Source organism: Streptomyces sp. NPDC048419, from assembly GCF_043200415.1.
Taxonomy (GTDB): domain Bacteria; phylum Actinomycetota; class Actinomycetes; order Streptomycetales; family Streptomycetaceae; genus Streptomyces.
In genome coordinates, this window is record NZ_JBICXT010000014.1 from 123,683 (window position 1) to 135,470 (window position 11,788).

Annotated in this window: 7 protein-coding genes; 4 read left to right on the forward strand and 3 right to left on the reverse strand. The window is 72.5% G+C overall.

Annotation, left to right across the window (positions count from 1 at the left end):
* Positions 1 to 7 precede the first annotated feature (7 nt).
* A complete protein-coding gene (locus ACGFYN_RS27555; protein ID WP_393868559.1) occupies positions 8 to 2,740 on the forward strand; it encodes an SUKH-4 family immunity protein in 2,733 nt (910 codons plus the stop codon).
* Between the two features lie 230 nt (positions 2,741 to 2,970).
* Positions 2,971 to 3,858 (forward strand): cellulose-binding protein, encoded by an 888-nt coding sequence (locus tag ACGFYN_RS27560; protein ID WP_393868560.1) that lies wholly within the window; start codon positions 2,971 to 2,973, stop codon positions 3,856 to 3,858.
* Between the two features lie 73 nt (positions 3,859 to 3,931).
* Here the strand turns inward: ACGFYN_RS27560 and ACGFYN_RS27565 are convergent, their stop codons facing one another.
* The 3 genes from ACGFYN_RS27565 to ACGFYN_RS27575 all read right to left on the reverse strand — a co-directional run bounded on the left by ACGFYN_RS27565 (position 3,932) and on the right by ACGFYN_RS27575 (position 7,725).
* Positions 3,932 to 5,542: a cation acetate symporter gene (locus ACGFYN_RS27565; RefSeq protein WP_393868561.1), complete on the reverse strand. Its 1,611-nt coding sequence runs from the start codon at positions 5,540 to 5,542 to the stop codon at positions 3,932 to 3,934.
* Complete coding sequence (locus tag ACGFYN_RS27570) at positions 5,539 to 5,997, reverse strand: DUF485 domain-containing protein (protein WP_393868562.1); 459 nt, start codon at positions 5,995 to 5,997, stop codon at positions 5,539 to 5,541. Before ACGFYN_RS27570 ends, ACGFYN_RS27565 begins: the two co-directional genes overlap by 4 nt.
* 225 nt (positions 5,998 to 6,222) lie before the next feature.
* Complete coding sequence (locus ACGFYN_RS27575) at positions 6,223 to 7,725, reverse strand: MFS transporter (RefSeq protein WP_393868563.1); 1,503 nt, start codon at positions 7,723 to 7,725, stop codon at positions 6,223 to 6,225.
* A gap of 468 nt (positions 7,726 to 8,193) precedes the next feature.
* On the opposite strand from ACGFYN_RS27575, the gene ACGFYN_RS27580 reads away from it, so the two are divergent.
* On the forward strand, positions 8,194 to 8,982 hold the full coding sequence (locus tag ACGFYN_RS27580) for an ABC transporter ATP-binding protein (protein ID WP_393868564.1): 789 nt from the start codon (positions 8,194 to 8,196) through the stop codon (positions 8,980 to 8,982).
* Entirely contained in the window at positions 8,979 to 11,558 is a 2,580-nt protein-coding gene (locus ACGFYN_RS27585) for an ABC transporter permease (protein WP_393868565.1), read from the forward strand. The genes ACGFYN_RS27580 and ACGFYN_RS27585 overlap by 4 nt, the downstream gene beginning before the upstream one ends.
* Positions 11,559 to 11,788: the final 230 nt, after the last annotated feature.

An 11,788-nucleotide genomic window follows, 5' to 3' on the forward strand; every position in this document is an offset into this window, starting at 1 on the left:
GCGTCCGATGGTGACCTTCGCGCAGGCGCAGGAGCGCGCCGAGGAGTGGATCAACGGAGACCTGCCGTCGTACCAGCACCGTGAGGTGCGGGTGCGGGAGTTCGAGCTCGGGTTCGTGGTGTGGGCCGAGGACCGGGCGGACGGACCGCGGTCGGACGGGGGCGGCCAGCGGCTGGTGATCGCCCGCGACAGCGGCGAGGCGACCCTGTGGCCCTCGCTGCCGGTCGGCGAGGTCGTGCGCCGGTACGAGGAGGAGTACGGCCGCCCGGACGAGGACCCGGAGCCGGCGCAGCCCGCTTCGGCCCGGGTGGATCTGAATCAGACGTCCTTCCTGCTGAGTCCGCCGGAGTGGCTGCAGGAGGCGGCGGACAAGCTGGGTATTCCGGACCGGCGCAGCGGCCAGGGTGCGCCGGCGCAGGGTTCAGCGGCCTCCGCCGCTTCTACGGCTTCTACCGCTTCTGCGGCCTCTGCGGCTTCCTCGGGTGACGGAGGGCTGGCCGAGACGCAGGCCGGACCGCCCGCTCAGCCGGCGGCGCCCGCCGCGCAGAGCGGTGCCGGCGGATGGCCGGAGGCCGGTGCCGGGGCGCCCGGCGGGCCCGCCGGGGGGACCCCCTGGGCCGGGACCGACACCAACGCGGACTCCGGCGAGGACCGCTCCGTACCGCTGCCCGCGACCGTGTTCGCGCCGCAGCTGCGGGAGGGCGACGACGACACGGACACGCCGCCGGACGCCAAGACGGCGCTCATGTCGGGCGGCAGCCAACTGCCTCGGACGACGGTGTCGCCGTCACTGGACGGACCTGCGGCTCCGGGGCGGCCGGGTACGCCCCCTCCGGGTACGCCGCCGGGTGCTCACGCACCCGGTGCCACGCCGCCTCCGCCGCCGCCGACGTACGGCTATCCGCAGGGCGCTCCCGCGCAGGGCGCTCCCGCGCAGGGCGCTCCCGCGCGGGGCGCCACCCCGCCGCCGCCTCCGCCGTCGACGTACGGCTATCCGCAGGGGCCCGCAGGGGCGCCGGGTGCGCCTCGGCCGCCGGCCGCTCCGGGACGTCCGCCGCAGCCGAACGCCGGGGACATCGCCGACGCCGCGACGAGCAAGGCCGGCCCGCCGCCGCGCCGCTCGACCACGCCGCCTCCGCCGAGCGCCCCCGGGGCTCCGGGTGCGCGGCCGGCGAGCACGCCTCCGCCGGCGCCGGCACCCGGCGCGGGCGGCGCGTACGTGCCGACGCAACTGGTCTCGTCGCTCGGTCCCGGCGGGCCTGAGGCCGCGTCCGGTCCGGGAACCCCGCAGGCTCCGCCCGGCGCTCCGCATCCGCCCGGTGCTCCCAACACCCCCGGTGGTCCGCCCCCGGGCGGTGTCCACCACGCCGCCACGATGCTCGCCGACCCGGGCCGGGGTCCCGCCGGTGGTCCTCCGCAGCCTCCGGCCGCCCCGGGTATGCCGCATGCACCCGGAGCGCCTGGCGTTCCCGGCGCCCCCCAGCCTCCCGGCGCCCCCGGCACGCCCCCCGCGCCCGGCGCGCAGGGCGCGTCGGCGGGCGGGCGCGGTGGGGCCGTTCATCATGCGGAGACCGTGCTGGCCGCGCCGCCCGTCGGCGGGCCCGGCGCTCCTCCGATGGGTCCTCCCGGCACGCCTCCGCCGCCGCAGGCCCCCGGGATGCCCGGGGCTCCCGGTGTGCCGCCGGGCGCCCAGCCGCCCATGCCACCCGGCGCGATGCCGCCGCCCGGGCAGCAGCCGTCGTACGGCTACCCGCCGCCGCAGGGGCAGCCGACGGTCGGTCCCGGCTATCAGGCCGTGCTCCGCTACCGCGCGCAGGACGGCTCCGAGCAGCAGCTGATCCGGCGGTCGGCGCCGGGCACGCCGCACCCGGAGTGGCAGATCTTCCACGAGCTGCGCGGCATGAACGTGCCTCCGGACCAGGTGCTGGAGCTGCACACGGAGCTGGAGTCGTGCGAGCTGCCGGGCGCCTACTGCGCGCGGATGATCCGCGAGCAGTGGCCGCAGGCGCGGATCGCGTCCATCGCGCCGTACGGCACGGACCATGCGAGCCGGCAGCAGGGCATGCAGCAACTGATCGCGCACCAGGGCGAGTTGCACCAGGTCGCGGACGGTCCCGCGCGCCCGGCGCCGGTACGTGCGCCGCTGCCGCCGGTGCAGGCGGCGCCGCCGCTGCCGCCGGAGGGCATCGCCCAGGAGCTGGCGGGTGCCTTCGGGCCGGGGATCTTCCGGTTCGAGCAGGCGGCCGTCTCCCGGCAGGGCGTGCCGCCGGTGGTGGCGCACTCGCTGGTGGTGGCCGGGCTGCCGATGGACATGAGCCCGTTCTTCTGGGCGCAGGCCCAGCCGGGGCGGCCGGTGCCGACCCTCGCCGAACTGGCGCAGGAGCGCGGTGTGCAGCCGTCCGCGGACGCGGGCTCGTACCTCGTCATGGGCAGTGACTTCGGCAGGGCGATCTGTGTGCAGTACGGCACCGCGAACATCGTGGCCGTGCCGGTGGAGGCGGGGCCCGGAGGGGCGCCCGTGCCGCCGCAGTTCGTGAACACGGGGCTGCCCGAGCTCCAGCGGTGCCTCGCGCTGCTCGGCCGGATGTGGCGGCTGCGGTTCGGCCTGAACCCGGAGCAGGCGGGCCGCTGGACCGTCGACTTCCAGGCCCAGCTGGCCTCCCTCGACCCGGCGGCGCTCGGCTCGCCGGAGACCTGGTGGTCGGTGCTGCTGGAGCAGATGTGGGACGGACTGCTGTGAGCTGCCGCGGCTGACTCCGTCTGATCCGACCCCGAGGGGCCGGGCCGGTCTTCCTGACCGGCCCGGCCCTTTCGTGTGCGACCACGCGAGACCGCATGCGACCGCGAGTGACCACGAGTGGCGCTCGGAGTGTCGCGTTATGAACACTTCCACCCGATATATCAAGATGTGCGCGAAATCATCATTTCGCTCCCGTTCGGCGGAAAAGTTCGGCGGAGAGGGGTTCCAGGATGAGCAGCACACCGGTCTCGCCCCACGGCTTCGGAGTCGTACGAGGGGGTGGTTACTGTCCCGAACAGGTCGAGGTCTACGTCGACGCGCTCTCCCGGGACCGGGACGCGGCCTGGGAGCGGGCGGCCCGGCTCACCGTGCTCGCCCGGGACATGGAGGTGGAGGCCGAGCTGCTGCAGGAGTCGGTGGCCCAGCTGGCCCCGCAGTCGTACGAGACGCTCGGGGAGGGCGCGCGGCGCCTGTTCCAGTGCGTGCTGGACGAGGCCGAGGCCGTCCGGGAGCGGGCGCGGCAGGAGGCCCGGCGCCACCGGGAGGCGGCCGAGGAGCATGCGAACGGCGTGCGGGACGCCGCGCAGGCGCATGCCGACACCGTGCGCGGCGAGGCCGAGGACCGGGCCCGCCACCGGCTCCTCGCGGCGCAGGCCGAGGCCGACGAGCTCCGCGTCGCCGCCCGGCGCGCGGTGAAGGAGGGCCGCGGCGAGGCGCTGTCCGCGCTGCGGGAGGTGCGGCAGCGCACCTCCGCGATGCTCACCGAGCAGGCCAAGGAGTGCGCCGAGCGGTGGGCCGAGGTGGAGCAGCTGGAGTCCGACCGCATGGCCGGGCGCGATGCCCGGGGCGCGGACCGGACGGCCCGCGCGGAGGCGGAACTGGCCGAGGCGGAGCGGGTGTTCGCCGAGGCGCAGGAGTATGACGGCCGGTGCCAGGAGGAGGCCCGCGAGCGTGCCGCCGAGATCCTCGCGGGGGCCCGGGTGCGCGAGGAGCAGATCGCCCGGGAGACGGAGCAGGTGCTGCACGAGCACGGTGAGCGCTCCGGCGACGTGCAGGCGGAGATGGACGCCGTACGCAACAGCCTGACGGCGCTGACGGGTTCGGCGTCGGGGGAGTGACGGCGCCCGGGGAGTGACCGCGCCCGGGGAGCGGCGGCCGGGGCGCGCGGGCCCCGGCCGTGCGTCACCGGTGCTAGCTGCTCCTGCGCACCGCGCCCGCCAGGATCCACCCCTCCACCGCTTCGTACTGGTGCCGTTGCTCCTCCGACGCCCTGCGGCCCGAGATCACCGTGCCGAGCCAGCCGAAGGCGAAGCCCAGTGGGATCGTCAGGATGCCGGTCGTGGTGAAGGGGAACCAGTTGAAGTCGGCTTCGGGGAAGGCCGCGGCCGGTGAGCCGGAGACCAGGTTGGTGCCCGGCATCACGAGCAGGACCGCGACCGTACCGCCGATCAGCGTCCACAACAGGCCCGTACGGGTGTAGCGGCGCCAGAAGAGGCTGTAGACCAGGGCCGGGGCGATGGCGGAGGCGCCGAGGCAGAAGGACAGCGTCACCAGCGGCTGCAGGCTGCGGTGCTGGACCAGCGTGGCGAGCAGGATCGCGGGGACGCCCACCGCGAGGGCCGAGACCCGGGCCAGCGTCATCTCCCGGCGCTCCGACATCTCGTGCACGCGCGCGGCGAAGACGTCGTGGGCGAGGGAGTTGGCGCAGGCGAGGATCATGCCGGCGACGGAGGCGAGCAGAGTCAGGAAGATCGCCGTCGTCACCGTGGTGAACAGGAACGTCTCCGCGGTGGAGACCTGCGCGCCGAAGGCCGCGCGGGAGCCCAGCAGATAGGCCGTGTTGCCCTGCGGGTCGGCCTGCGCGATCACCGCCCGGCCGATCATCGCGGTCGCGCCGAAGCCGATCACCGTCATGATGAGGACGAACAGCACCACCAGCGACACGGCCCACGACATCGAGCGCCGCACCTGGCGGGCGCTGCGCGCGGTGTACATGCGCATGGTGACGTGGGGCAGGCAGGCGCCGCCGATGACGACCGTGAGCTCCGCGCTGATCATGTCCAGGCGCGGGGCCGAGCTGCCGGCGAACTCCACTCCGGAGTGCAGGAACCGGGAACCGACCCCGCTCTGCGCGGCGGCCGTGCTGAACAGGGCGCCCGGGTCCCAGTCGAACCGCTGCAGTATCAGGACGGCGACCACGGCGCCCGATCCCAGGAGCATCACGATCTTCAGGATCTGGATGAGGGCGGTGCCCTTCATGCCGCCGATGGCCGCGTAGCTGATCATCAGGGCACCCAGGCCGATGATGCAGCCGGTCTGCAGCGAGTCGCCGGAGAAGCCCAGGATGAAGGCCAGCAGCTGTCCGGTGCCCGCCAGCTGGACCAGCATCAGCGGCAGCAGGGCGGCGATCGTGACCACGCACGCGGTGATGCGTACGCCGCGTCCCGGCATGCGCCGCGCCAGTGCGTCGCCCATGGTGAACCGGCCCGCGTTGCGCAGGGGTTCGGCCAGCAGGAACATCAGCAGCATCAGCGACAGGGCGGTGCTCAGGGCCAGTGCGATCCCGTCGTAGCCGCACAGGGCGATGACGCCGCCGGTGCCCAGCACGCTCGCCGCGGAGATGTAGTCGCCGGCGATGGCGAGGCCGTTGCGCATGGGGGAGAGGGAGCCGTAGCCGGTGTAGAACTCGTCGAGGTCGTCGCCGTCCGGGCCCGTCATCACGCACAGCAGCAGCGTGATCGTGGCGATCGCGGAGAAGGCGACCAGGGACATGGCCTGGGCGTTGGAGCTGAATCCGGTCACCGGTTCGCCTCCCGCTTCGCGTCCACCTCGGACTGCTTGCGGATACGGGCCGCGATCGGGTCGACGTAGCGGCGGGCGGTGTGCTCGTAGAGCACGATCGCCAGCCAGGTGACCGGGATCTGCGCCAGCGCGAGGACCAGCCCGGTCGGCAGGCCGTCGGCGATCTCGCTCGTCATGAACGAGGGCGCGAACGCCGACAGGATCAGGAACAGCGTGAAGTAGCCGAGTGCGGTGAGGGTGGCGGTGCGCCGCTGCCAGCGGTAGGCGCCGCGCAGGACCCGCAGATCGCTGTGGTGCCCGAGGGCGGGCTCGGGCTGGCGGCGCCGCGGGGGCGGCTCGGGCTCCGTGAGGGGCGGCTGCCAGGGGTAGGTGGCGTCGTACCCGGGGGAAGGCGGGTACGACGGTGGGTGCGGGGGTTGGCGGTACTGATGGGGCGGGGACGGTTCGTAGGACATCCCGGTGCTCCTTGCATGGCTCGGGCCCTTGGCGGAGGACCGCAGGGAGGTGGGGGGCGTGTGGTCCCCGCACGCTACTCGCCGGTTCGCAGTTGTGGGAGCTTTTCACCAAACTGATCGGTCGGTATGCGCTTGCTTCTCTGACCTCGGGTGTTACCGCGATTAACTCAGGTTTTTGGCGGGCCGGAGGCCTGACAGATCGGGTCCCCGTGTACGCCCGGGATGTCAGTCCTGGAGCACCGGGAACCGCTTCGGTGCCAGGAGGAGCAGCACCAGGAAGGCCGCGGCGGCCGCGCATCCCGCCCCGATGTACACCGCGTGCACCGCGTCCGCGATCGCCCGCCGGGTCGCCTCCGCGACCGCGCCCGAGTCCAGGCCCCGCGTCACCGAGTCCAGGTCGCCCGCGCCGCCGAGGCGGGCGGCGAGCACGCCGTTGGCGACCGCGCCGAAGACCGAGGCGCCGATCGTCTGGCCGGTCTGGCGGCAGAAGAGGACGGACGCCGTCGCGGTGCCACGCTCCGCCCACCCCACCGTCGACTGCACGCCCACGATCAGCGGGAGCTGGAACAGCCCGAGGGCGGCGCCGAGGAACAGCATCAGCAGCGTCGGCTGCCAGGCCGAGCCCGGATACGGCAGGAACGGGAACGCGAACAGGATCAGCGCCGCCGTCCCGATGCCGAGCATCGCCGTGTTGCGGAAGCCGATCCTGCGGTACACGTGCTGGCTCAGGGCCGCCGACACCGGCCAGCTCAACGTCCATACGGACAGCACGAATCCGGCCGCCACCGGTGCCAGGCCGAGCACCGACTGCGCGTACGTCGGCAGGAACACGCTCGGCGCCACCATGAGGAAGCCGAGCGCGCCCAGCGCCAGGTTCACCGCGGCGATCGTGCGCCGGTGCCACACCCAGCCGGGGATGATCGGCTCGGCCGCCCGGCGCTCGACCACCACCACGAGCGCGACCAGGGCAAGTCCCGTACCGAACAGGGCCGTCGACGGCGCGGACAGCCAGGGCCAGGCCACCCCGCCCTGCACCAGCGCCGTCAGCAGCACGCCTCCGCACGCGAACACAGCCAGCGCGCCCGCCCAGTCGATACGGGGGCGCCCGGCCGACTCCCGCGCCGGTTCGTGGAGATGGCGGATCACCAGCCACAACGCCAGAGCGCCGATGGGGAGGTTGACCAGGAAGATCCAGCGCCAGTCGGCATACGCCGCCAGGACGCCGCCGAGGCCGGGGCCGGCCACCGCGGACACCGCCCAGACTGTGGAGAGCCTGGCCTGGATCCTGGGCCGCTCCTTGAGCGGGTAGAGGTCGGCGGCGAGGGTCTGCACCGTTCCCTGCAACGCCCCGCCGCCCAGGCCCTGCACGATGCGGAAGGCGATCAGCGCGCCCATGTTCCAGGCCGCGGCGCACAGCAGCGAGCCGAGCAGGAAGACGGCGGCGCCCGCGACCAGGACCGGCTTGCGGCCGAAGGTGTCGGAGAGCTTGCCGTAGACGGGCAGGGTCACCGTCACCGCGAGCAGATAGCCGGAGAAGAGCCAGGAGAAGACGGAGAAGCCGCCCAGGTCGCCGACGATCTGGGGGACGGCCGTGGAGACGATGGTGGCGTCCAGGGCGGCGAGCGCCATCGCCAGCATCAGCGCGGCGACGACCGCTCCCCGTCTGCGTGTGTCCTTCGGGTGCCCGTCCGCCACCGAGGCCCGTATCTCCGTGTCCCCCTGGTCCACCGGATTCCTTCCCCGTGCATCTATCTGCCGCGACCACTCTGCCACTTGGCCCTCCCGTCGCCCGGCCACCACCCCTCAACGGCGCGCTTCGCGCGACACCCCCTGCTGATTGTCGCGGCAGGGTGGAAGGTGAGTGGGCCGGTGGGTGGACCGAACCCCTAGATCGGCTCCACCCGTCGGTGGAGCTCCCTTAGGGGTTCCTCCGTACTACGGCTCGGGGAGGGTTCGTCCCGCCGGAGGACGAGACGGGCGCAGGGCGTCCTTAACCTGGCTTTATGCCGCTGGGGGGCGGTTGACCGAACCGGCGGGGGTGGGGTTTTCCCCCGTAGAAGAGGGTGCTGGGCACCAGCGCGCGGCACCCCTGTTCGGCGACAGACTCATCGACGTACCGCTTCACCGTTCGACTCATCCGCACAGCTCATCCGCAGGCCGGCAGACCCATCTGCTGCCCGACATAGGAGACTTACCATGACTTCGGCCGTGACCATTCCCAGGCACGGGGGCACTGGAGGGCGTACGGCCGTTGCCGCGCGGGCGCGGCAGGTCGTCAAGGCGTACGGGTCCGGGGAGACGCGCGTCGTCGCCCTCGACCACGTCGACGTGGACATCGCCCGTGGCCAGTTCACCGCGATCATGGGCCCCTCGGGGTCCGGCAAGTCCACGCTGATGCACTGCCTCGCCGGCCTCGACACCGTGACCTCCGGCCAGATCTACCTGGACGAGACGGAGATCACCGGGCTCAAGGACAAGAAGCTCACGCAGCTGCGCCGGGACCGGGTCGGCTTCATCTTCCAGGCGTTCAACCTGCTGCCGACGCTGAACGCGATCGAGAACATCACGCTGCCCATGGACATCGCCGGGCGCAAGCCCGACAAGCAGTGGCTGGCCCGGGTCGTCGACACGGTCGGGCTCTCCGACCGGCTCAGGCACCGGCCCGCCCAGCTCTCCGGCGGTCAGCAGCAGCGCGTCGCCGTCGCCCGTGCGCTGGCCGCCCGGCCCGAGATCATCTTCGGTGACGAGCCCACCGGAAACCTGGACTCCCGTGCGGGCGCCGAGGTGCTGGGCTTCCTGCGCCGCTCCGTCGACGAGCTCGGGCAGACCATCGTGATGGTCACGCACGACCCCGTCGCCGCCTCGTACGCGGACCGGGTGCTGTACCTCGCCGACGGCCGGATCGTCGACGAGATGCACAAGCCGACCGCGGACGCCGTCCTCGACCGCATGAAGGACTTCGACGCCCGGGGGCGTACGTCATGACCGTCCTGAAGACGTCCATGCGCAACTTCTTCGCGCACAAGGGACGCATGGCGCTCTCGGCGATCGCCGTGCTGCTGTCGGTGGCCTTCGTCTGCGGGACGCTGGTCTTCACCGACACCATGAACACCACGTTCGACAAGCTGTTCCAGGCGACCTCCTCGGACGTGACGGTGAGCGCCAAGGGCGCCTCCGACAGCGGTGAGACGACCTCGGACAACGGCCGGCCGCCGGTCATGCCGGCCTCCGTGCTCGGCAAGGTGCGCTCGGCGCAGGGCGTGAAGTCGGCGGAGGGAACGGTCTTCTCGACCTCCGTCACGGTCGTCGACGACAAGAAGGACAACCTGTCGCCCTCCAGCGGCGCCCCGACCATCGTCGGAAGCTGGAACGGCAACGACGCCCGCACCATGAAGATCTCCTCCGGTACGGCGCCCAAGGGCCCGGACCAGGTGATGGTCGACGCCGACACCGCGGACAAGCACCACTTGAAGCTCGGTGACGAGCTCGGTGTGATCAGCGCGGTCGGCACGCACCACGCGAGGATCTCCGGCATCGCCGACTTCCAGGTCACCAACCCCGGTGCGGCGATCTTCTACCTCGACACGAAGACCGCGCAGCAGACGCTCGTCGGCCGGACCGGTGTCTACACCAACGTCAACGTCACGGCCGCCTCCGGCGTGAGCGACCCGCAGCTGAAGAACGACGTGCGCTCGGCCCTCGGTACCGGCTACAAGGTGCAGACCGCCAAGGAGACCGCCGACGCCAACCAGAAGGACGTCGAGGGCTTCATGAACGTCATGAAGTACGCGATGCTCGGCTTCGCCGGGATCGCCTTCCTCGTCGGCATCTTCCTGATCATCAACACCTTCTCGATGCTGGTCGCCCAGCGCACCCGTGAGATCGGCCTGATGCGGGCCATCGGTTCGTCCCGCAAGCAGGTCAACCGCTCCGTGCTGGTCGAGGCGACGCTGCTCGGCGTCTTCGGCTCGGTGCTGGGGGTCGGCGCGGGCGTCGGGCTCGCGGTCGGCCTGATGAAGCTCATGGGCCAGATGGGGATGCACCTGTCCACCAGCGACCTGACGGTCGCCTGGACCACCCCGGTCGTCGGCCTGCTGCTCGGCGTCGTGGTCACGGTCCTCGCCGCCTACCTGCCCGCCCGCCGGGCCGGCAAGGTCTCCCCGATGGCCGCGCTGCGCGACGCCGGAGCCCCCGCCGACGCACGGGCCGGACGGATCCGCGCCCTGGTGGGCCTCGTCCTGACCGGTGCCGGCGGCTACAGCCTCTTCCTGGCCGCGGGCGTGGACAAGGCGAAGGACGGCTCGCTGTGGCTGGGCCTCGGAGTGGTCCTGACCCTCATCGGGTTCGTCGTCATCGGCCCGCTGCTCGCGGGCGCCGTGGTGCGCGTCCTGGGCGCCGTGCTGCTGCGGATGTTCGGCCCGGTCGGTCGGATGGCCGAGCGCAACGCGCTGCGCAACCCGCGCCGTACGGGTGCCACCGGCGCCGCCCTGATGATCGGGCTCGCGCTGGTCGCCTGCCTCTCGGTGGTCGGCTCCTCCATGGTCGCCTCCGCCACCGACCAGCTCGACAAGACCGTCGGCACGGACTTCATCATCCAGTCCGACAGCGGCCAGATGATCACCCCGCAGGCCGCGCAGGCCGTGAAGTCGACGCCGGGGCTGTCCCGGGTCACCGAGTACAAGACGACGACCGCCGACTACACCACGCCCGACGGCAAAACGCTCAAGGACACCGACATCACGGCGGCCGACCCGACGTACGCGACCGACCTGCGCGTCAAGACCGTCGCGGGCAACCTCAAGGACGCCTATCTGCCCGACTCGATGTCCGTGCACGAGAAGTTCGCCAAGGCCCACGGCGTCCACCTCGGCTCGAAGATCAGGATCGCGTTCAAGGACGGCGCCACCGCGAACCTGACGGTCCGCGCCATCACCAGCAACGACGGCCTGATCGACGCGGGCTCGAAGTACACCGCCATCTCCACGCTCGCCAAGTACGTGCCGGCCGCCAAGATGCCGCTGGACCAACTGGTCTTCGCCACCGCCAAGGACGGGCAGCAGGACACCGCGTACAAGTCGCTGAAGTCCGCGCTGCACGACTACCCGCAGTACAAGGTGCGCGACCAGACCGACTACAAGCAGGCGCTGAAGGACCAGATCGGTCAGCTGCTGAACATGATCTACGGCCTGCTGGCGCTCGCGATCATCGTCGCGATCCTCGGTGTGGTGAACACCCTGGCCCTCTCGGTGGTCGAGCGGACCCGTGAGATCGGCCTGATGCGGGCGATCGGTCTCTCCCGCCGCCAGCTGCGCCGCATGATCCGCATGGAGTCGGTGGTCATCGCCCTCTTCGGCGCCCTGCTGGGCCTCGGCCTGGGCATGGGCTGGGGCGCCACGGCCCAGAAGCTCCTCGCCCTGGAGGGCCTGAAGGTCCTGGAGGTGCCCTGGCCGACCCTGATCGCGGTCTTCCTCGGCTCGGCCTTCGTCGGCCTGATCGCAGCCCTCATCCCGGCGTTCCGCGCGGGCCGCATGAACGTCCTGAACGCCATCGCCACCGAATAGGGGGACACGGGGGGAACGGCCACCGCACACGGGGGTTGCGGGGGAGCGCCCGGCGCCGGGGAGTCTTGGGGGACTCCTCGGCGCCGGGTTCTGCTGTGAGCGTCGGCCTCCTGCGGCGGCCGGTATCAGCCGGGCCGCCCGGTGCCGCCACAGTGATCGGCGTTGTCCACAGGCGCCCGCACCGCCGTGCGGCGCGACGTACGCTGGAGGGACCCCCGGCCCGCAGCGCG

Excerpts from the sequence above, each read along its gene's own strand:
- ACGFYN_RS27585 (WP_393868565.1), top strand. The coding sequence starts at position 8,979 with ATGACCGTCCTGAAGACGTCCATGCGCAACTTCTTCGCGCACAAGGGA.
- ACGFYN_RS27555 (WP_393868559.1), top strand. The coding sequence starts at position 8 with ATGGTGACCTTCGCGCAGGCGCAGGAGCGCGCCGAGGAGTGGATCAAC.
- ACGFYN_RS27580 (WP_393868564.1), top strand. The coding sequence starts at position 8,194 with ATGACTTCGGCCGTGACCATTCCCAGGCACGGGGGCACTGGAGGGCGT.
- ACGFYN_RS27570 (WP_393868562.1), bottom strand. The coding sequence starts at position 5,997 with ATGTCCTACGAACCGTCCCCGCCCCATCAGTACCGCCAACCCCCGCAC.
- ACGFYN_RS27560 (WP_393868560.1), top strand. The coding sequence starts at position 2,971 with ATGAGCAGCACACCGGTCTCGCCCCACGGCTTCGGAGTCGTACGAGGG.